Source organism: Burkholderia sp. AW49-1, assembly GCF_053427845.1.
Window position 1 is genome coordinate 20402 of sequence record NZ_JBSAXF010000034.1, and the last position, 21688, is coordinate 42089.

General features: G+C 72.8%; 10 protein-coding genes. 3 read left to right on the forward strand and 7 right to left on the reverse strand.

Features of this window, described 5'->3' with window-relative positions; translation table 11 throughout:
• Window positions 1-41 precede the first annotated feature (41 nt).
• Both ACV22W_RS29560 and ACV22W_RS29565 read left to right on the forward strand, forming a co-directional pair.
• Complete coding sequence (locus ACV22W_RS29560; RefSeq protein WP_448022969.1) at window positions 42-8741, forward strand: amino acid adenylation domain-containing protein; 8700 nt, start codon at window positions 42-44, stop codon at window positions 8739-8741.
• A gap of 40 nt (window positions 8742-8781) precedes the next feature.
• Entirely contained in the window at window positions 8782-9306 is a 525-nt protein-coding gene (locus tag ACV22W_RS29565; RefSeq protein ID WP_152860411.1) for an aspartyl/asparaginyl beta-hydroxylase domain-containing protein, read from the forward strand.
• 53 nt (window positions 9307-9359) lie between these two features.
• Here the strand turns inward: ACV22W_RS29565 and ACV22W_RS29570 are convergent, their stop codons facing one another.
• Genes ACV22W_RS29570 through ACV22W_RS29590 form a run of 5 tightly spaced genes read right to left on the reverse strand, consistent with a single transcriptional unit; the run spans window position 9360 to window position 17946 of the window.
• Complete coding sequence (locus tag ACV22W_RS29570; RefSeq protein ID WP_448022970.1) at window positions 9360-10091, reverse strand: glycosyltransferase family 32 protein; 732 nt, start codon at window positions 10089-10091, stop codon at window positions 9360-9362.
• 49 nt (window positions 10092-10140) lie between these two features.
• Entirely contained in the window at window positions 10141-13242 is a 3102-nt protein-coding gene (locus ACV22W_RS29575) for an efflux RND transporter permease subunit (protein WP_448022971.1), read from the reverse strand.
• On the reverse strand, window positions 13239-14507 hold the full coding sequence (locus tag ACV22W_RS29580) for an efflux RND transporter periplasmic adaptor subunit (protein WP_448022972.1): 1269 nt from the start codon (window positions 14505-14507) through the stop codon (window positions 13239-13241). Before ACV22W_RS29580 ends, ACV22W_RS29575 begins: the two co-directional genes overlap by 4 nt.
• Entirely contained in the window at window positions 14504-16084 is a 1581-nt protein-coding gene (locus tag ACV22W_RS29585; RefSeq protein ID WP_448022973.1) for an efflux transporter outer membrane subunit, read from the reverse strand. The genes ACV22W_RS29580 and ACV22W_RS29585 overlap by 4 nt, the downstream gene beginning before the upstream one ends.
• Entirely contained in the window at window positions 16084-17946 is a 1863-nt protein-coding gene (locus tag ACV22W_RS29590) for an amino acid adenylation domain-containing protein (RefSeq protein ID WP_448022974.1), read from the reverse strand. The genes ACV22W_RS29585 and ACV22W_RS29590 overlap by 1 nt, the downstream gene beginning before the upstream one ends.
• Before the next feature lie 420 nt (window positions 17947-18366).
• Here ACV22W_RS29590 and ACV22W_RS29595 point away from each other — a divergent pair, with 420 nt between their 5' ends.
• The gene (locus ACV22W_RS29595) at window positions 18367-19224 is read left to right on the forward strand and encodes a helix-turn-helix transcriptional regulator (RefSeq protein ID WP_448022975.1); all 858 of its coding nucleotides are present in this window, start codon (window positions 18367-18369) and stop codon (window positions 19222-19224) included.
• 190 nt (window positions 19225-19414) lie between these two features.
• Here ACV22W_RS29595 and ACV22W_RS29600 read toward each other — a convergent pair whose 3' ends face one another.
• On the reverse strand, window positions 19415-20620 hold the full coding sequence (locus ACV22W_RS29600; protein WP_448022976.1) for an alpha/beta fold hydrolase: 1206 nt from the start codon (window positions 20618-20620) through the stop codon (window positions 19415-19417).
• A 175-nt stretch (window positions 20621-20795) separates the two neighbouring features.
• The gene (locus ACV22W_RS29605; protein WP_448022977.1) at window positions 20796-21629 is read right to left on the reverse strand and encodes a helix-turn-helix transcriptional regulator; all 834 of its coding nucleotides are present in this window, start codon (window positions 21627-21629) and stop codon (window positions 20796-20798) included.
• Between the last annotated feature and the right edge of the window lie 59 nt (window positions 21630-21688).

A 21688-nucleotide genomic window follows, 5' to 3' on the forward strand; every position in this document is an offset into this window, starting at 1 on the left:
CTGCCGATACCCAGCCAAACTGACAGAGCGACGGAGCGTCCATGAACCACGAAACCGATCTTGATCTCGACTTCGATCTCGATCTTGCGCTGCTGAAATCCATCGCGGGCGACGACGTCGCCGCGCTCGCCCCCGACCGCGCGATCCCGCGCAGGCCGCCCGGCGCGGCCGCGCCGCTGTCGTTCGCGCAGCAGCGCCTGTGGTTCCTGCACGCACTGAACGAAAGCGGCGGCGGCTACACGATCGGCAGCGCGTTCCGGCTGCGCGGCACGCTCGACGAGGCGCTGTTCGTCGAATGCGTGAACGAACTGGTGCGCCGCCACGACGCGTTGCGCACCGCGATCCGCGTGCGCGACGGCTTGCCCGAGCAGCACGTGTGCGCGCCCGGCAGCGCCGACGTCGCGGTCGAGGACTGGAGCGGCCGCGCCGACGCCGCGCGGCACGCGACGCTCGTCGACGCGGCGCGCGCGCTGTTCGCGACGCCGTTCGATCTCGCGGCCGGACGCCCGTTCCGGCTGCGCATCGTGCGGCTGTCGGCGCACGAGCATGCGGTGCTGATGCATCTCGATCACCTGTTCGGCGACGCGACGTCGATGAGCATCCTGCTGCGCGAGCTGATCGGGCTGTACGATGCGCGGCGCGCGGGCCGCCCGCACGCGCTGCCGCCGCTCGGCATCACCTATGGCGACTTCGCCGCGTGGCAGCGCGCGGGCGGCGAGGACTGGGCCCGCGAACGCGCGTACTGGCGCACCCAGCTTGCAGGCGCAACACCGCTGGAGCTGCCGCTCGACGGCACGCGCGGCGTCCGCCCCACCAAACGGCGCCACGCGGCGCCGGCCGAGCGGCTGCTGTCGGCCGCGATTCCCGCCGATACCGTGGCGGCGCTCGAACGCATCGCGCGCGACGAACGCACGACGCTGTTCGCCGTGCTCGTCGCGGGCCTGATGGCGCTGCTCGCGCGCCATGCGAGACAGGACGACGTCGTGATCGGCACGTCGGTGTCCGGGCGCGATCGCATCGAGACGCAGGCGCTGGTCGGCTTCTTCGCGAACATGGTCGTGCTGCGCGGCGACCTGTCCGGCGATCCGGGCCTGCGCGAGCTGACGCGCCGGCAGACGGCCGTGATCCGCGACGCGATGAGCCACGCGGCGCTGCCGTACGACAAGCTCGTCGACGAGCTGCGCGTGCCGCGCGAAGCGGGCCGCAATCCGCTGTTCCAGGTCGCCGTCACGATGCTCGACCAGGCGCCCGACGCGACCTTCGCGCTCGGCGGCCTGACGGTCGAACCGATCGTCGCGCAGGAAGCGTCGCGCTTCGATCTCGAACTGTTCTTCGCGCGCGACGGCGACGGGCTCGCGCTCGCGTTGTCGTTCGACGCGGACCTGTTCGAGCGCGCGTCGGTCGAGCGGCTGGCCGCGCAGTTCGGCACGCTGCTCGAACACGCGGCGCGCATGCCCGATCTGCCAGTGTCGAGGCTCCCGCTGTCGAGCGAGCCGGCGGCGGACGACGCGCCGCACGCCGCCTGCGCCGACGCACGCTTCGAGCCCGTCTGCGAACGCGTGCGCGCCCACGCGCTCGCCCGGCCCGACGCGGTTGCGCTGCGGTTCGGCGACGCGACGCTCGATTACGGCACGCTCGACGCCCGCGCCGATGCGCTCGCGCACCGGCTCGTCGACGCCGGCTTCGGCCCCGGCGCGCGCGTCGGCCTGTGGTTCCGGCCCGGCTTCGACACGATCGTCGCGATGCTCGCCGTGCTGCGCGCGGGCGCCGCGTACGTGCCGCTCGATCCCGGCTATCCGGAAGCGCGCGTGCTGACGCTGCTGGAAGACGCGCGGCCCGCCGTCGTGCTCACCGAGCGCGCGCTCGCGGCGACGCTGCCCGCCGCCGCGCACGCGAACGCGGCGGTGTGGTCGATCGACGACGACGTCGCGAGCGCGCCACCCGTCGCGCCGGGACCGCTTCCCGCGCCCGACCCCGACGCGCTTGCGTACGTGATCTTCACGTCGGGCTCGACGGGCCGCCCGAAGGGCGTGTGCGTGACGGCCGGCAACCTCGCGCGGCTCTTCACATCCACGGCGCCGCTGTTCGGTTTCGACGAGACCGACGTGTGGACGCTGTTCCATTCGAGCGCGTTCGACTTCTCGGTGTGGGAGATCTGGGGCGCGCTCGTGCACGGCGGCGAGCTCGTGATCGTGCCCGAGGCGGTGCGCCGCACGGCCGACGCGTTCTACGACCTGCTGTGCGACGCGCACGTGACCGTGCTGAACCAGACGCCGTCGGCGTTCCGTCAGCTGATCGCCGAGGAGGAGCGCAACGGCCGCGAGGCCGAGCTCGCGCTGCGCCACGTGATCTTCGGCGGCGAGGCGCTGGAGCTGTCGAGCCTGCGCGGCTGGATCGACCGCCACGGCGACGACGCGCCGGTGCTCGTCAACATGTACGGCATCACCGAGACGACCGTGCACGTCACCTACCGGCGCATCACGCTCGCCGACGTGCGCGGCCGCAACGGCAGCCTGATCGGCGAGCCGCTGCCGGACATGACGATCCGGCTCGTCGACCCGCATCTGCAGCCGGTGCCGCCCGGCATGGTCGGCGAGATCCTGGTCGGCGGCGCGGGCGTCGCGCGCGGCTATCTCGGCCGCGACGCGCTGACGGCCGAGCGCTTCATCGTCGACGCCGCCGGCAACCGGCTCTACCGCAGCGGCGACCTCGGCCGCCTCGACGCGCACGGCCGGCTCGAATACCGCGGCCGCGCGGACCAGCAGGTGAAGCTGCGCGGCTTCCGGATCGAGCTCGGCGACATCGACGCGGCGCTGCGCGAGCATCCGGCCGTGGCCGATTGCGCGATCGTCGTGGCGGGCGCGGGCGACGCCGCCCAGCTCGCCGCGTATGCGGTGCCGCGCGACAGCGGCGGCGGCACGGGGGACGCAGCGCCCGACACCGCGCCCGGCTGGCGCGACAGCTTCGACATGATCTACAGCGCCGACGCGGCTGACGACGAGCTGCTCGACATCGTCGGCTGGACCGACAGCTACGACGGCGAACCGATCCCGCGCGACGAGATGCGGATGTGGCGTGACGAAATGCTCGCGCGCATCCGGGAACGGCCGCCGCGCCGCGTGCTCGAGATCGGCAGCGGCAGCGGCATGCTGTTGCTGCCGCTCGCCGCGTCGTGCGAGCGCTTCGTCGGGCTCGACTTCTCCGCGCAGGCGATCGCGCGGCTCGGCCGCGTCGTCGAGCGGCGCGGGCTGCGCACGGTGACGCTCATCGAGCGGGAAGCCGCCGCGCTCGACGGTCTCGATGCCGATTTCGACACGATCGTCATCAACTCGGTCGCGCAGTACTTTCCCGACGCCGCGTATGCGCTGCGCGTGATCGAACGCGCGCTCGACCATCTCGCGCCGAGCGGCCGGCTCATCGTCGGCGACCTGCGCAGCCTGCCGCTGCTGCGGCAGTTCCACGCCACGAAGCTGCTGCGCCGCACGGACGGCGCGTGCGACCGTGCCACGCTGCGCGCACAATTGAACCGGCTCATCGAGCAGGAGCTTGAGCTGCTGTTCGATCCGGCGCTGTTCGATGCGCTCGCCAGCCGGCGCGACGATGTGGCCGACGTCGACGTGCGGCTGAAGCATTTCGCGAGTGGTAACGAACTCGCGTCGTACCGCTACGACGCGATCATCACGAAGACGGGCGGCGAGACGGGTGTCGAAACGGGCAGAGAAGCGCGCACCAGCGCCACGCCGCGCGACGTCGGGGCGGCGGCCGCCGCCGATCTCCGCGCGCTGTGCGACGACGCGCGGCGCGCCGAAGCGGGCGTCGTCGCCCGGCACATTCCGAATGCCCGCGTCGCGCAGGCGAATGCGTTCGTCGCGTGGCTCGACGCCGATGACGATAGCGCGCCGCTGCCTGAGCACTTCGGAGCGAACGCGCGCGATGAAGCGGTCGATCCGGCGGCCGTCGACGCAGCGGTGGCGGCCACCGGTGTGGCGTGCCGGCTGCGCTGGTCGGCGAACGACGCGCACGGCGCATTCGACGCGTTCGTCGGATCGCTCGCTGCCGCACCCGGCGCATCGGCGGTGCGCGGCACGCGCGCCGCGTCGCTGTCCGACGACGACGATCTGCTGCGCTTCTTCAACGTGCCGTTCCGCCAGGCCAGCGACCTGCCGCGCACGTTGCGCGCGCATCTGCAAAAGCGCCTGCCTGCGCACATGGTGCCGTCCGCCGTGGTGCTGCTCGAGCGCCTGCCGCTCACGACGAACGGCAAGCTCGACCGCGCCGCGCTGCCGTCCGTGCAGCAGGCGGCGGCCGTCGCGGCCCCGAGCGCCGACGACACGCGCGACCCGGCGACCGCGACCGAGCGGGTGGTCGCATCGGTCTATGCGGACGTCCTCGGCATCGCGTGCGTCGGCCGCGCCGGCCACTTCTTCGAACTCGGCGGCCATTCGCTGCTCGCCACGCAGGTGGCCGCGCGGCTGCGCGACGAACATGGGATCGACCTGCGGCTGCGGACGATCTTCGACCATCCGACCGTGCAGGGCCTCGCGGCGGCGATCGATGCGGCCGCGGATGCGGTCGAGCCGGACGGCGTGCAACGGCTGGCCGACCCGAGCGGTGAGCCGCCGGCCGAACGGCCGGGCACGCCACCGGCAAGCGGGCGCGACGACGCGCTCGCCGCCTCGCCCTCGCCTGCGCAAGCGGCCACGCCCACCGCCGGTCCCGCCGCGCCGCTGTCGTTCGCGCAGCAACGCTTCTGGTTCCTCGACCGCCTCGCGGGCGGCGACAGCGCGCTGTATCACATCGCGTCCGCGCTGCGCCTGCGCGGGCCGCTCGACGTCGCCGCCGCGCGGCGCGCGATCGACGCGATCGTCGCGCGGCACGACAGCCTGCGCACGACGTTCGCGCTCGAAGGCGACGCACCGCGCCAGCGCGTGCATGCCGACTGGCGCCCCGAACTGCGCATCGTCGATCTCGCCGGCGCGGACGACGCGGCGCTGCGCGACGCCGCGCGCAGCTTCGCCCGCGAGCGCTTCGATCTCGCCGCCGCGCCGCCGCTGCGCGTCGGCCTGCTGACGCTCGGCGCGCACGACGCGCTGCTCGTCGTCGCGATGCATCACATCGTCTGCGACGGCTGGTCGCTTGGGCTGTTCGCGCGCGAGTTCGCGCACGGTTATGCGCACGACGCGCCGCTCGACCCGCTGCCGTTCGGCTATGCCGACTACGCGTCGCGCCAGCGCGCGGCGGCGTCCGGCGCGCGCCTCGACGCGGCGCTCGCGCGCTGGCGGCAGCGGCTCGCGGGTGCGCCCGAAGCGCTCGCGCTGGCGACCGACCGGCCCCGGCGCGCGCAGCGCAGCCACGCGGGCGGCAAGGTGTCGTTCACGCTGGACGCCGCGGAAACGGCCGCGCTGCGCGCGCTCGCGCGGCAGGCCGACACGACGCTGTTCGTCGTGCTGCTCGCGGGCTACGCGTGGCTCCTCGCGCGCGACGCGGGCCAGCACGAAGTCGTGATCGGCAGCCCGATCGCGCAGCGGCCGTCGCGCGACGCCGAACGCATGATCGGCTGCTTCCTGAACACGCTGCCGCTGCGCTGCGACTTCCACGGCGAGCCGAGCGCACGCGAAGCACTGGCCCGCCTGCGCGACGTCGTGCTCGACGCGTTCGAATGGCAGGACGTGCCGTTCGAGGCGATCGTCGCCGCGTCGGGCCAGGCGCGCACGCTCGACCGCACGCCGCTGTTCCAGGCGATGCTGGTGCTGCAGAGCGCGCCGCAGCATGCGATGCGGCTGCCGGGGCTCGCGATCGACGCGTTCGACGACGACGAGACGGCCGCGCAGTTCGAGCTGACGCTGTTCGCGCACGAGGACACGGCGTCCGGGCAACTGCGGCTCGACTGGCAATACGATGCGGACTTGTTCGACCGCGACACGATCGACGCGCTGGGCGCGCGGCTGCGCAGGCTGTACGCCGATATCGCCCGCGTGCCCGACGCGCCGCTCGCGCGGCTCGACGGCCTCGACGACGCGGCGCGCGCGCAACTGCTCGCGCTCGGCGACCGGCGCGCGGCGCGGCTCGACGCGCCGCTCGTGCATGATGCGATCGCGCGCCACGCGCGCGCCACGCCCGACCATCCGGCGCTCGTCGCCGCCGATCGCACGCTCGGCTATGCCGAACTCGACGCCGCCGCGAATCGGCTCGCGCGCGCGTTGCGTACGCGGGGCGTCGGCGCGGAAACCGTCGTCGCCATCGCGCTCGAACGCTCGATCGACGCCATCGTCGCGCTCGTCGCGATCCTGCGCGCGGGCGGCGTGTACGTGCCGGTCGATCCGGAGCAGCCGCCCGCACGCGCGGCGACGATCCTCGGCGAGGCGCGGCCCGCGCTCGTGATCACGCGCGCCGCGCTCGCGCCACGCTTTGCCGATGCGGCCCGCGCGGTGCTGCTCGTCGATCGCGACGCAGCCGACATCGCCGCGCACGATGCGTCGCCGCTCGATTCGCCCATGCATCCGGATGCGCTCGCCTACGCCCTCTTCACCTCCGGCTCGACCGGCGTGCCGAAGGGCGTCGCGATCAGCCATCGCAGCCTCGCCGCGTCGACGGCGGCGCGGCTCGCCGCGTACCCGCGCGTGGCGAGCATGCTGCTCGTGCCGTCGCTCGCCTTCGACAGCTCGATCGCCACGCTGTTCTGGATGCTCGCGAGCGGCGGCACGCTGCACCTTCCCGATGCCGACGGCGCGCGCGACCCGCGTGCGCTCGCGGCCACGGTCGAGCGCGGCCGCGTCGCGGGCTGGCTCGGCGTGCCGTCGCTGTACAAGCTCGCGGTGGACCTGTGCCCGGCGGCGCTCGCGCCGCTCGAAGTCGTCGTGCTCGCGGGCGAGACGCTGACCGCGAACGTGGTCGACGCCCACTACCGGCACGGCCCCGCGTGCCTGCTCGCGAACGAATACGGACCGACCGAGGCGACCGTCTGGGCCAGCGTGCAGTTCGTGAGCCGCGTGCCGGCCGGCGCCGCGCCGATCGGCGCACCGGTCGCGGGCAGCCGGCTCGTCGTGCTCGATGCACGCGGCGAACTCGCGCCCGTCGGCGTCGAAGGCGAGCTCTACATCGGCGGCGCCGGCGTCGCGCGCGGCTACCTCGGCCGCCCCGGGCTCACCGCCTCGCGCTTCGTGCCGGACCCGTTCGCGCACGGCGAACGGCTGTACCGCACCGGCGACCGGGTCCGCTGGCGCCGCGACGGCACGCTCGACTTCATCGGCCGGCGCGATGCGCAGGTCAAGCTGCGCGGCATCCGCATCGAGCTGACCGAGATCGACGCCTGCCTCGCGTCGCATCCGTGGGTCCGGCAGGCGGCCGCACGCGTCGTCACGCACGACGACGACCGCCAGGAACTGATCGCCTACGCGGTGCTGACGGACGACGCCGGCACGCACGACGCAGCCGACACGCTGCGCGCGTATCTCGCCGCGCACCTGCCTGCCGCCGTCGTGCCGGCGCGGGTGCTCGCGATCGACGCGCTGCCCGTCAACGCGAACGGCAAGCTCGACCGCGACCGCCTGCCCGCGCCCGCGCAGGCCCCCGCCGCCGCCCGTGACGAAGCCGGCAGCCCGACCGAAGCCGCGCTGCGCGCGCTGTGGGAGGACACGCTCGGCCACCCGGTCGACTCGCTGCACGCGGATTTCTTCACGCTCGGCGGCGATTCGCTGCTCGCCGTCAAGCTGGTCGCGCAGATCGAGCGCCGCTTCGGCGTCGCGCTGCCGCTCGCCACGCTGTTTTCGCACGCGGGCGTCGCGGCGCTCGCCGCGGCCGTCGATCGTGCCGCGGATGCGTCGAACGTGACACCCGTGCGAGCGGACGTCGCGTCCGGCGCCGCGGTGATCCCGCTCGGCGGCGACGCGCACGCTCACCGCGCGACGATCGCGCTGCTGCCCGACATTTCCGGGCTCGTCGTGTCGCTCGTGCCGCTCGCCACCGCGCTCGGCGCGCGCTATCGCGTACTCGGGCTGCAGGCGGCCGGGCTCGACGAACATGCGACGCCGCTCGCCGACGTCGAAGCCATTGCCGCCGCGCATGCGCGCACGCTCGTCGACGCAGGCGCGGCGGGTGCTGAAAATGCGCCGCTCGTGCTCGTCGGGTATTCGTGGGGGGCGAGCGTCGCCGCGTGGGTCGCGCGTGCGCTCGAACGCGACGGCGCCCCCCCGTGCCTCGTCGTCGCGCTCGACGCACCGCCCGCGAGCGATGCCGCGTTCGCCGCGCAGTTGCCCGCCGACGAGCCGGGCCTGCTCGAATACATGACGACCGCGCTCGCCGAATCGCTCGGCCGCGACCTGCGGATCGACGCGGCCGCGCTCGCGCCGCTCACGCACGCCGAGCGGATCGACGCATTCGCCGCACGGCTGAAGGCGAGCGGCGTCGTGCCGCCCGACGTGCCCGCGAGCCGGATCGCGCGAATGGTCGACGTGTACCGCGCGAACCTCGCCGCCGACAAGGCGCTGGCGAGCCGCCCGGCGCCCGCGCCGCTCGGCGTGCCGGTCGCCGTCTGGGTCAGCGACGGCGGCACGCACCCGGCCGGCGCTGACGCGGATCTCGGCTGGGCGGCGCACACGGCGGCGGGCGTCTCGCTCCATCGCGCGGCGGGCGACCACCTGAGCATGGTGCGCGGCGCGCACCTGGCCCCGCTCGCCGCCGCGCTCGCCGCGCGCATCGACGCGGCGCTCGACGCCGCCCGCATGCGCAACGCAGCAAGCTGATCCTTTCACGCATTTTTTTCAACGCCGAGGAGCAACACCCATGTTCTTTCCGCCCGAGCAGTTCCCTGCGCTTCAAGCTGTCGCGCAGGGCTGGGAAACCATCCTGCACGAGCTCGACGGGCTCGCGCAGGCCGCCTTCATGAAGTGGCCCGAGACGAACATCTACGATGGCAACTGGACGGTCTTTCCGCTGTTCAAGCTCGAGCAGCGCGTCGAGCAGAACTGCCTGTTGTGCCCGGAGACGGCGCGCCTGCTCGAAACCGTGCCCGGCCTGGTGAACGCCGGGTTCTCGTCGCTCGCGCCGGGCACCTACATCGGCCCGCACTACGGCTACACGAACGAGGTGCTGCGCTGCCATATCGGCCTGAAGCCGTCCGAGAACTGCGCGATCCGCGTCGGCCCGGAGGTGCGCGGCTGGAGCGCCGGATCGTGTCTCGTGTTCGACGACACCACCGAGCACGAGGCATGGAATCGCGGCACGAAGACGCGGGTCGTGCTGCTGTTCGATTTCAAGCGCGATCCGTCGCGCACCGTCACGTTCCCGGCCGAGGTTCACACCTACTGAGCGAATCGGCAGCGCGAACCGGCGGCGGCGTGCCGCCGGCCGCGTTCGCGCGGTCAGCGCCGCGCGCCGCGCACCTTCGCCTGCGCGGCGAACAGCGCGCGCGTCAGCCGTGACAGCAGTCGCACGTGCGGCGGCTGCCAGTTCAGGTCCATGTCGTGACGGGTGTACGCGCCCGCGTCGGCCGCCGCCTGCGCGGACGGAGCGTCCGGCTCGAACACGTCGCCGGGGCAGCACAGCGTCGTCGGCCAGGCGGCCACGCCGCTGCGCTCGATGCACATCGTGAAGAAGCGCGGCCCCGTCGTCGCCGCGATCTGCACCGCCGCGCTCTCGCGGAGGCGCGCCGGCAGGTCGTCGAGCGGCGCGCTCGCGCCGTCGCGCAGCGCGTCGTGCACGGTGCGCCACAGCGGATGGCCGGGCGCGCTGCCGATCAGCGCGTTGTTGTAGCCGCGCGTGGCCGACAGCACGAGTTCGCGGCCGTCGAGCAGCGCATCGACGGGCCGCAGGCTTTCGATATCCATGTCGGCATACACGCCGCCGAGCGTGTCGAGCACGCAGTAGCGCGCGCTGTCGATGCGCTGGATGTCGTGCGCGAACGCATCGTAGCGCGGCAGGAACCAGCGCTGGTGCGTGGCGACGTGTTCGCGCAGCGTGCGCGCATCCCACACGCGCAGCGTCCAGTCGGGATGATGGCGTTGCCACGATTCGCGGTAGCGCCGGTACTTGTCCGGCAGCAGATGCTCGCCCTGATACCAGATCTGATGAAGCGTTTTCGGGATGGGGGGCACGATGTCCTCGTCGCTGGATTGAAGGGTTTCCCCAGGCGGAGACGACGCATCAGCCATCGACCGCTTCGCGTGCGCGCCTGGATGGCACGCCATGCTCGTCCGGGCCTTCGCGAACCTCGTCATGCGCCGTGTCGCCCGCGCGCGACGCGAGCCGCCGCGCGATCCGCGCCTGCAGCGCATCGAGCAGCACGAACGCGACGGGCACGAGCAGCAGGCTCAGCGCGGTCGACGTGACGAGGCCGCCGATCACGGTGATCGCCATCGTCGAGCGGAACACGTCGCCCTGTGCGTCGAACGCGAGCGGCAACAGCCCGCCCATCATCGCGAACGTCGTCATCACGATCGGCCGCGCGCGCTTGCGGCAGGCGTCGACGATCGCGTCGATGCGCGACAGCCGCTGCCGCTCGCGCGCGACGAGCACGTACTGCACGAGCAGGATCGAGTTCTTCGTGCACAGGCCCATCAGCATCAGCAGGCCGACGAGCGACGCCAGCGACAGGCTGAGCCCGCTCAGCGCGAGCGTCGCGGCCGCGCCGCCGAGCGACAGCGGCAGCGCGACGAGCACCGTCGCCGGCAGCACGAAGCCGCCGAACAACAGCACGAGGATGCCGTACACGCATGCGAGGCCGAACAGCATCGCGTAATAGAAGCCGCCGAACAGCTCGTCGAGCGATTCCGCGTCGCCGCTCGCGCTGCGGCGCACGCCGACCGGCAGGTCGCGCAGCGCCGGCAGCCGGTCGACCTGCGCGATCACGTCGCTGAGCGGTCGGTCGGCGAGCCCGACGTCGAGCGTCACGTAGCGTTCGCCGTCGCGACGGTCGATCTGCGCGGGCTCGCTGTCCTCGACCAGGCGTGCGACGCTCGCCAGCGGCACGCTGCCGTCGCGCCCCGGCACCGTCAGCCGGGATAGCCAGTCGCCCGTGCCGTCCGCCGCATGCACGCGCACCGGCACCTGCCTGCCGCCGACGTCGAGCCGCGGCAGGCGCTCGGGCGTGTCGCCCGCGGTCGCCACCCGCAGCGCGTCGGCCGCCGCGTCGCGCGTGACGCCGAGCGCGGCGGCGTGCGGCCCGTCGAGCACGACGGCGAGCGCCGGCCGGCGCGAAGCCGCCGTCGAGGCGACCGCGCCGAGCCCGGGCGCCGCGCGCAGCGCGCGCTCGACACGGCGCGCGGTGTCGTCGAGCAGGCCGCCGTCGCGGCTCGACAGCACGATCGACACCACCTTGTCCGTCTGCTTGTCGCCGACCGTGAAGCGCACGCCCGGCACCGCGGCGAAGCGGCGCGCGAGCTCGGCCTCGACCTGCGCCTGCGAGCGCGCACGCGACGCGGGCGGTGTCAGCGCGAACGTCAGCACGGCCGCATTGGTTGCGTCGCCCGCCGCGCCGCGCTCGCCGATCGTCGTGTACACCGACGCGATCTCGGCCATGCCCACGGCTGCGCGCCGCGCGGCCTCGGCGGCGACGCGCGTCGCGTCGAGATCGCTGCCAGGCGGCGCCTGCACGCCGACGACGATCTCCGCGCGATCCTGCGCCTGTAGGAACGCCTTCGGCAGCGCCGCGAGCGCCACCAGCGACGCGCAGACGAACGCCGCGCCGACCAGCAGGCAGCGCCACGGCCGCGCGACGCACCACCGCACGCACGCGAGATAGCCGCGCATCGCGCGGCCGTCGTCGTGCGACGGCGGCGCGCGGCGCAGCCCGTACGCGGCCATCATCGGCGTGAGCATCCGCGCGACCGCCAGCGATGCGAGCACGGCCGCCGCCGCGGTCCAGCCGAACTGCTTGAAGTAGCGGCCGATCGCACCGCTCATGAACGCGGTCGGCAGGAACACCGCGACGAGCGTGAGCGACGTCGCGATCACCGCGACGCCGATTTCGCGGGCGCCGTCGAGCGCCGCGACGCGCGGCGGCTTGCCGTCGCCGAGGTGGCGCGCGATGTTCTCGACTTCGACGATCGCGTCGTCGACGAGCACGCCGATCACGAGAATCAGCGCGAGCATCGTGAGCTGGTTGAGCGAGAAACCGAGCCATGCCATCGCAAGAAACGCGGGCAGAATCGACAGCGGCAGCGCCGACGCCGACACGAGCGTCGCGCGCCAGTCGCGCAGGAACAGCCACACGATCACGACGGCCAGCACGCAGCCCTCGTACAGCGCGGACATCGCGCCGTCGAACACGCGCTGGATCGGCTCGACGTAGTCCGCCACGGCGCGCACCTCGACGCCCGGGTGCGCGCGCCGCAGCCGCTCGATCGCGTCGCGCACGCCCTGCGCGACGCGCACTTCGTCCGCGCCTGGCGTCTGCATCACCTGCACGCCGATCACCGGCCGGCCGTCGAGGAGCGCTGCCTGCGTCGGGTTCGCGGTCGCGTCGCGGATCGTCGCGAGATCGGCGAGCGTCGCGCGCCGGCCGTCGCCCAGCGCCAGGTCGAACGCACCGAGCGCCGCGACGCCCGAGGCCGCCTGCGCCATCCGCACCGACTGCGCACGGCCGTCGATATCGACGCGTGCGGCGGGCGCATCCGCGAGCCGCGCGCGCACCTGCTTCGCGACGTCGCCCGCATCGATGCGCAACCCCTGCAGCGCGACGGGATTCAACGCGACGTCGATCTGCCGGTCAACGCCGCCTTGCCGCACGACCCGCGCGACACCCGGCACCGCGCGCAGCGCCTTGCTCAGCGTCGAATCGACGAACCATGACAGATCCACCGGATCGAGCCGTGCCGACGACACCGCATAGACGAGCAGCACGCGCTCCATGCGCTCTTGCGCGACGACCGGTTCCGGCAGGTCCGGCGGTAGCTGGCCGCGCACGCGGCCGACGGCGGCGCGCACGCGCTCGAGCGCGTCGCGCGGATCGGCCTCGAGCGCGAACTGGACCGTCGTGTGCGAGCGGCCGTCTGTCACGCGCGACAGCACGCGCTTGACCGCGCCGAGCCCGGCCACGCCCTGCTCGATCGGCCGCGTCACGTCGCGCTCGAGCTGCGACGGCGTCGCGCCGGGCAGGCTCGCGTCGATCGCGATGACGGGCGCATCGACGCTCGGCAGCTCGGCGACCGGCAACGCGCGAAAGCCCAGCGCGCCGCCGATGCACAGCAGCGCGAACAGCAGGATCGTCGGCAGCGGCCGGCGCACCGACCATTCGAGAAAGTTCATCGCGCGCCCTCGTTTCCTGCGACGCGCTCGGGTGCAGATGCAGATGGGGGTCGCTTTGCAGCGGCCGGCTCACCGTGCTGGCCGGCGTCGCCGCCCGCGACAATCGTCACCGCGTCGCCTTCGTCGAGCAGGCCCGCGCCCGACGCGACGACGCGCGTGTCCGGCCGCAAGCCCGCGAGCACCTCGACGCGGCCATCCTGCGCACGGCCGCGCACGAGCTTGACCGGGTGGACGCGCTGGCGCGCGTCGACCGTCCACGCGTAATGAAAGCCGTCGCGCGCGACCACCGCCGCGTCGGGCAGCGTGAGCGCGCGCGTGCGCCCCGTCACGATCGCGCCGGACGCGAAGCCGCCCGCCTGCAAGCCAGCGTCCGCCGGCAGGTCGACGTAGACGATGCCCGCGAGCGTCGCCTTGTCGAGCACGGGCGCCACCTGGCGCACGACGCCGCGCGCGGTGCCGCCGTTTGCGCGCGCGAGTTCGACGGGCTGCCCCGGGCGAACCGCGGCAAGCGCGCTCGCGCCCAGTTGCGCACGCCACTCGAGCCGGCCGCCGCGGATCAGCGTGAACAGCGTCGCGCCGGCGGCAGGCACCGCGCCCTCGATCGCCTTGCGGGCCGCGATCACGCCGTCGTCGGGCGCGCGCACGATCGCGCGGCGCAACTGCAGCTCGACGCCCGCGAGACGCGCACGCGCGCCGGCCAGCTGGGCGACGCTCACCTTCTGCTGCGTTTGGGCCTTGATCAGCTCCTGCCGGCTGATCGAGCCGGTTTCGTCGAGGGTCCTCGCGCCGTCGAGCTGCGCGCTCGCCTGCGCGAGCCGCGCATTCGCCTCGGCGACGGCCGCGTCGGCGTCGGCACGCTTTACCGCGAGGCCGGCCGTGTCGAACCGCGCGAGCACCTGTCCCTTGCGGACCCGGTCGCCGACGCGCGCATCGACGGCCGCGAGCGGCAGCTCGCCGGGCGCCGCCAGCTCGATCTCGTCATAGGCGGCAATGGCGCCGCTTGCCTCTTCGCGCGTCTCCCAGTCTCGCACGTCGGGCGCGACGAGGCGCACGCCGAGCGCGGCGTGACCGGCGGTGGCGGCATCGGATGAATCGCCGGTTCGGGGCGAGGCCGCGTTTGTGCCCGCATCAGTGCCCGCGTTCTTGCCCGGGTGAGCGGCCAAATCAGCCGACGGCGCGCTCGGCTGAGACGGTCCGCACCCGCCGGCGAGCATCGCGGCAACGATCGTCAGCGCTGCCGCGCGCGTGGTGTGCCGGCCGGTCATCGCGCCGCCTCGCTTACGATCCGCGTGCCGCCCGCCGTGCGCGCGTCGCTCGCAGCGGGCACATCGCCCGTCGCCTGCTCAGGCTTCGCCGCCGGCGCAGCGTGCGCCGCATCCGTCCGGGCGTGCCCATCGTCCGCTGCGCCGACCGCCTGCCAACCGCCGCCAACCGCGCGGTACAACGCCACCCATGCCTGTGCGCGCTCGAGCTGCGCGGACGCGACCGACTGCCGGCTCGTCACGTACTGCCGGCGCGCGGTCTCGACTTCGAGCACGTCGCTCGAGCCCACGCGAAACCGCCGCTCGACGGTCTGCGCGTAGCGCTGGTAGTTCTCCTGCGCGACGAGCGCGGCCCGTTCACGCCCAACCGATGCCTCGACCCGCACCAACGCGTTTTCGACTTCCATCACTGCCTGCCTGACCTTTCGTTTGTAGTTTGCGAGCGCCTCGTCGTAGCGCCCGCGCGCCCCTTCGACGCGCGCCGCGCCGGTGCCGCCGTCGAACAGCGGCAGCGTGAGCGTCGGGCCGAACATCCACGGCCGCAGCGTCAACGACTGGCCGCCGCCGACCTGATAGCGGTCGATCTCGATCGAGCCGGACAGCGACACCGACGGCAGGCGCGCCGCGATCGCCGCGCCGATCTCCGCATTGGCCGCCGCCAACGTGCGCTCCGACGCACGCACGTCGGGCCGCTGCTCGATCGTGCGCGCCGGCAGCGTGTCGAGCGCACCGCCGCGCGGCTCGGGCACCGTCGCGTAGCCCACCGCGAGCCGCGTGTCGAGCGCATCGCGCGACAGGCCGGTCAACGCGACGAGCTCGTTGCGGTCCGCCTCGCACTCGGCGCGCTGGCGCGCCAGCACGTCTTCGCCCTCCGCTAGCGACGCCTGCGGCAGCGTCGCATCCGTCGGCGACAGGAAGCCGGCTGTGACGCGCTGCCGCGTCACGGCGTCCGTCGCGGCGCGCGAGCGCTGCTCGTCCTCCTGCGCGGTGACGAGCGATTCGCACGCACGCGTGCGGAAATACGCGTCGGCCACGTCGGCCGCGACGCTCACGCGCGCGTCATGCCATTCGCCGACGCGCGAGGCGACGCGCGCATCGCCGGCCTGCAGCCCGCGCCGCGCCTTGCCAAACAGATCGAGTTCCCACGACGCCTGCAGGCCCGCGCGCGACGTGTCGAGCTCGCCGCTCTGCACCGACGTCGACTGGCTGACGTCGTTCGACGTCACCGCCTGCGTATTCGCGTTCGACCGGTTGAACGACGCGATGCCGTCGAGTTTCGGCAGCAGGCCGGCCACGCTGCTCGCGCGGCTCGCCCGCGCCTGCCGCATCCGCGCGAGCGCCGCGTCGATCGTCGGGCTGTCCGCCTGCGCCGCGTCGATCAGCGCCGTCAGCGCCGGATCGTCGAACTGCCGCCACCAGTGCGCGAGCGCGACGACGCTGCCGTCATGCGGCAGCGTCGCGTGCCACGCGGCAGGGATCTTCAGCGACGCCGCGTCGGGCGGCCGGTACGTCGGCCCGAGCATGCAGCCGGGCAGGATGACGAGCAGCGCAACGAGCGACGCACACGACGTTAAGCGCATCAGGAAGCCTGAACCGGCGCATCGTCGCGACGCGACCGGATGAAGCCCGCGAGCGCCGCGGCCGTCGCGCCGCGCTGGAGCGCGCCGAGCTCGAACTCGACGCCATAACGCGATTTCAGTTCGACGAACGAGCGAATCAGCGCGAGCGACGTGCCGCCGAACCCGAAGAAATCGTCGTCCGGCCCGATGCCCTTGAGCCCGATCCGCTCGCGCCACACCTGCAGCACGGCGGCCAGTTCGTCGGTGCGCGGCGCGTCCGCGTCCGGTTGCGCGGCCGGCGCCCACGCCGCCGTTTCGGGCGCGGGCAGCGCGCGCTTGTCGATCTTGCCGTGCGCGGTCAGCGGCAACGCGGCCAGCACGACGTAGGCCGACGGCCGCATGTGATCCGGCAGATGCGCGGCCGCGCGCGCCTTCAGGCCGGCTATCGTCGCGTCGGTCGTGCGCTGCGCATCGTGCGCCGGCACGACGTACGCGACCAGTCGACAATCGCCTTCGCCGTAGTCGTGGCCGCCCACGTGGCACGCATCTAGCCACCCACCCTGCATCAGCGTCGCCTCGATCTCGCCGGGCTCGATCCGGAAGCCGCGAATCTTCAGTTGCTCGTCGGCGCGGCCGACGTACACGTATTCGCCGTCCTCGTCGCGCCGTGCGAGGTCGCCCGTCCGGTACGCACGCACCGGCTCGCCCGTTAGCGGGCAGCGCAGTTGCACGAAGCGCGCCGCGGTCAGTTCGGGCCGGTTCAGGTAGCCGCGTGCGACGCCGTCGCCCTCGACGTAGATCTCGCCCGTCGCGCCGTCGGCGACGGGCCGCCCGTGCGCGTCGAGCAGGTGCAGCCGCAGGTGCGGCAGCGGCAGGCCGATCGGGCTTGCCGCCGCCTGCGTGTCGCGTGGCGTGATCCGCTTGAACGACACGTGCACGGTCGTCTCGGTGATGCCGTACATGTTGATGAGCTGCGCACGCGCGTCGCCGTGGCGCGCGAGCCACGGCGCGACCAGCGACGGCGGCAGCGCTTCGCCGCCGAAGATCACGTAGCGCAGCGCGAGCGGCACGGACGCGCCGCGATCGACCGCATCGAGTTGCCGGAACGCCGACGGGGTCTGGTTGAGGATCGTCACGCGGTGGTGCGCGAGCCAGCGGTGGAATGCGGCCGGCTCCCGCGACACCGCGTACGGCACGACGGCGACCTGCGCGCCGGTCAGCCACGCGCCCCACACTTCCCACACCGAGAAGTCGAAGCCGATCGAGTGGAACAGCGACCACACGTCGGACGCGTCGAATTCGAACCACGCGCGGGCCTGCTCGACCAGGTGCAGCACGTTGCGATGCTCGACCATCACGCCCTTCGGCTGGCCGGTCGAGCCCGACGTGTAGATCACGTACGCGAGATCGTCCGGGCTCGATTCCGGATCGACGTAGCCGTCCTCGGACGCACTCGCCGCGAGCGCGGGCAGCATCGCGTCGAGCGCGAGCGCGCGCACGTTCGCCAGGTTCTCGCCGGGCAGCCGCTCGAGCGTGTCGGACGTGCAGACGACGACTTCGACGCCGCTGTCCGCGACGACGTGCGCGATGCGTTCGCGCGGATAGGCCGGATCGATCGGCAGATAGGCGCCGCCCGCCTTCAGGATGCCGAGCAGCGCGACGAGCATGTCGACGCCGCGCGTCATGTAGAGGCCGACGAGCGCGCCGCGCGCGACGCCCCGTTCGCGCAGCTCGCGCGCGAACGCCGACGCCAGGTGGTCGAGCTCCGCATAGGTCAGCCGTCGCGTCGCGTCGGACGCCGCGATGCGCGCCGGGAATTCGCGCGCACGCTGGGCGAACGCGTGATGCAGCGAGCGGCCGTCCGGACGACGGCGCTCCGTCACGCGAGGGTCGCCTCGGGTCGATTCGGAAACGTGCACTGCAATCCCCCTTTTCAACGAACGGCGGAGCGCCCGGACGGGCGACCGCATCAGGCACCGGATACGCCGATTGAAACATCGGCACATCGCGCTGTCTGTCGCAGAAAAGTGGGACAGTTGCCCGCGGCGGAGCCGTCGTCCCCGCGCCGGCGGCACGGCGGCCATCCAGCGCGTGTCCCGGCTATCCGTTACAGACGCCGCTGCGGCCGGGTGTTTAAATCACGTCGGCATCCGCGGGCCCGTTCGCGCTCGTCACGCACGTTCGCCCGGAGTTCGATCCATCCATCGCGGAGCGGGCCGCCGCCAGGACCGCGTGCCGTGCCATGCTCGTTGCGAACAGGCCCCGGCGCGCAAGCGCCGGTTCAACGTCACCAGGAATTTTTCATGGAGTTCAGCAGACTGTTCACCCACATCGGCGAAGCGATCTCGAGCAGCGGCAGCCGACGCTTTCCCCGGATGATGTACAGCCTGATCTTCGCGGCGGTCCCCGTCGACGGGATCCGCCTGTCGGCGCTCGCGGTCGACGGCGATCTCAAGGTGCGCAGCATCGGCGCCGTCGGCGAGACGCTCGCGCCCACCGGTCCGTCGCGCGCCGGCGCAGGCCGGCCGTCAGCGGCACGGACGGCTTCGGGCGGCAGCCATCTGTATGTCGACGACACGCTAGCTTGCCCCGCCCAGACCCACGCGCTGCTCGAGCGCTTCTTCGATACGCACGACGCGATCGCGCCGCCGCCCGGCCCGCAATTCCATCTCGCGAGCGGCCAGCACGACCACTGCTACCTGATCTCGCTGTATCGCGCGAATGCGTTCGACGATTTCTCGCCGCAGGAGCGGACCTTCCTCAAGGACTTCTCGCGCGTGCTGTTCCCGATCGTCGCGAGCCACGTCGCGGCGCTCGATGCCGATACACCGGCCGCCCGTTCCACCGCCGACGCGGCCGCGGCGACGCAAACCGGCCGGGAGCGCCTCGCGCGACGGTTCGCCGAGCGCCTGCGGCAAGCGGGCGTCAAGTTGTCGACGCGGGAGATCGAGGCATGCACCGCGCTGCTCTCCGGCGACACGGTGTCCGCCATCGCCCGGCGCTTCGCGCTGCGCGAAAGCACCGTCGAGACCTACCTGAAGCGCGCGGCGGTCAAGCTCGGCTTCGGCGGGCGTCACGGGCTCACCCGTTGGATGCTCGATGAGGCAGGCGACGGCGGCCCGCCCCGGCTCGAGCGCGCGTCGCCGCTGATCGGCGTCTGACAGGACGTTTCAACAGGCTTCACGGCGATGTTGGCCGGGCGTCGTGCCGGCCGACTTCGACCGATGTGACCTGCGCGACGGGTTGGTCAAGCTCGCCGACGGTCCGGCGTGCCGGCGGCCCCTTCCACGTTCGGATTCCGAAGTTTGCGCCGAACCACCGGCACGTGCGCGCGCCGTGGCGCTTCGCGCATCACTCGTGATCCGCGAAAAACTGCAGCGCGCGCGACGCCGACGGCGCCGCCGCGCGGAACAGCTTCGGATGACTGCCGCCGACCTCGACCTCGAGTCGCGCGCCCGGGATCCTGCCGGCGACGAACACCGATCCGCCGCAATGCGCGACCTCGTCGTCGTCGCCCGCGACGACGAAGGTCGGCACGCCGACGCGCGGCAGCAGCGCAAGCGTGTCGACCTTGTTGAGCGCATCGCTCAGCTTCGCATACCGGTACATCAGTTCCGCATTCGCATACGGATAGAGCGCCGCGTGCGCGATCTCTGCCGGCACGGTCACGAGCGTCGACGGATCGGCGAACATGCGCTGCAGATCGTACGCTACGTCGCGCCCTTGCGCGGCGGCTTCCATCAGCCACGCGTAGTTGCGCTGATGTTTCGTGCGCAGCGCGTCGTCCGACAGGTTGTAGTCGCCATACCACAGGCTCAGCGACGCCGTCCGCGCCGGCTGCGCGAGCGCCGCCTGCAACGCGACGACGGCGCCGCCGCAGATGCCCATCAGGTGCGCCCGGCTGACGTCGAAACGATTCATCACCGCGAACAGGTCGTCGACCTGCGCATCGACGTCGGTGCGCGCCGCGTCGAACGCGTCGCATGCGCCGAACAGCGTGCGCGTCTCCCAGGTCAGCACGAAGTGGCGCTCGGCGAGCGCATCGAACCAGCGCTGGCACAGGTCGAGCGGCATCCCGCACGGCAACGCGAGCACGACCGCGGACCGGTCGCGCCGTGCGCCCGCATACGCGGACAGCGCGACGCCCGGTTCGCGTGCGATCCGCACGCGCTCGACACCGGCGCCCAGCGCATCGAAATCGAAGTCGTCCACGGCGCGCTGCGCATCGGCCAGCCGTTCCGGCGTGTCGAAGTGGTCGTACCGGTAGTCGAACGCGGCGCTGATGCGCCGGCTCATCAGCAGTTCGAACGACGAAAGACGCGTGGCGCCGTCGGGATCGAACCGCACGTCGCGCGCGCCGATGCAGGCGAACGCGTGCGCGACGATGCGCTGCGCGTCGTGTGCGCCCGACGCCGGGCGATCCGACGGATCGTCGAACAGACACAGGCGAACGGGCCCCGGCAGGCTCGCGGCGAGATGCCGGAACGCGCGGATCGTGCCAGGCACGCGCACGTCGAGGGTCGAGTCGTCCAGTACGGCGGCGGTCGAGTGTTGCATGAAGGGATTCCAGGCGATCGATGACGGAAGAGACGTACCGGCGCTCAGGCCGACACGTCGATTGAAGCACCGCTGCGCGGCGCTGTCTGCAACGGAAAGCCGGGACAACCGCGCGCATTCGGAGCGGCGGCTGCCGCGGTGGCGCGCCCGGCCGGCGCGCGTGCGCCGCCGTCCGTCAGGCGGCCGACGCGTACGGCACGTAATCGTCGAAATCGTCGATCATCCATTTCCTGAGCCCGTGCCGTCCGCTGATGCCGAGCTTGACCGCCGCGCGCTTGATGTAGGTTTCGATCGTGCTTTCCTTCACGCCGAGCGCGTCGGCCATCTCGCGCAGCATCTTGCCCGCCAGCAGCCCGAGGCACACTTCGCTTTCGCGCGCCGACAGCACGACCGACGCGCGCGCGAGCCGCGCCTCGAACTCGCGGCGCAGCGTCTCGCTCCCCTTTGCACCGGTCGCCGGATCACGCGGCGCCCTGCACGCCGGCGCGCCATGCCGCCGCGTCGACGCATGCCACTCGACGAGCGGCAGCAGCGTATCGGCGAAGTTTTTCAGGAACGACATCTCCTGCAGCGAAAAGTCGCGATGCGACAACGTGCGATGCAGCGAGATCACGTAGCGGCGATTGTCCTTGCGCGACACGAGATGGCACTGGAATCCCGCGCCCGTGCCGCGCGGCGGCGTCGCGTCACCGCGCCGCGCGAGCGGGTCGATGTGAATCAACTGCCGATCGCTGGCGGACACGATCCAGCTCACCAGCGGATGCCCGGCCGGGTCGCGCTCGACCTGCTCCGCGGGCGGCACCATCCGCAGGCCGTCGCGGGGCGTGCCGGACGCGCCGAGCGATTGCACGTCGACGACCTTGCCCGCCGGCTCGTTGAGCGTCCATTCGGTGATCCCGGTGATCGCGAGCGGAACCGACCCGGCCAGCAGCGCGTGCATGTCGGATGCGAACCGCTCACTGCCCGCGCTCGAAATCACCTTGCCGAGCTTCGCGAAGACTTCGACCATCTGACTCTCCTTGTAATGCGTGCTTGAAGGCGGCGACGCGACGCCGGCGCGGCTCACGC

Coding starts and splice junctions, on each gene's coding strand:
- ACV22W_RS29575 (WP_448022971.1), bottom strand. CDS start 13,242: ATGAACTTTCTCGAATGGTCGGTGCGCCGGCCGCTGCCGACGATCCTG.
- ACV22W_RS29595 (WP_448022975.1), top strand. CDS start 18,367: ATGGAGTTCAGCAGACTGTTCACCCACATCGGCGAAGCGATCTCGAGC.
- ACV22W_RS29560 (WP_448022969.1), top strand. CDS start 42: ATGAACCACGAAACCGATCTTGATCTCGACTTCGATCTCGATCTTGCG.
- ACV22W_RS29585 (WP_448022973.1), bottom strand. CDS start 16,084: ATGCGCTTAACGTCGTGTGCGTCGCTCGTTGCGCTGCTCGTCATCCTG.
- ACV22W_RS29600 (WP_448022976.1), bottom strand. CDS start 20,620: ATGCAACACTCGACCGCCGCCGTACTGGACGACTCGACCCTCGACGTG.
- ACV22W_RS29580 (WP_448022972.1), bottom strand. CDS start 14,507: ATGACCGGCCGGCACACCACGCGCGCGGCAGCGCTGACGATCGTTGCC.
- ACV22W_RS29605 (WP_448022977.1), bottom strand. CDS start 21,629: ATGGTCGAAGTCTTCGCGAAGCTCGGCAAGGTGATTTCGAGCGCGGGC.
- ACV22W_RS29565 (WP_152860411.1), top strand. CDS start 8,782: ATGTTCTTTCCGCCCGAGCAGTTCCCTGCGCTTCAAGCTGTCGCGCAG.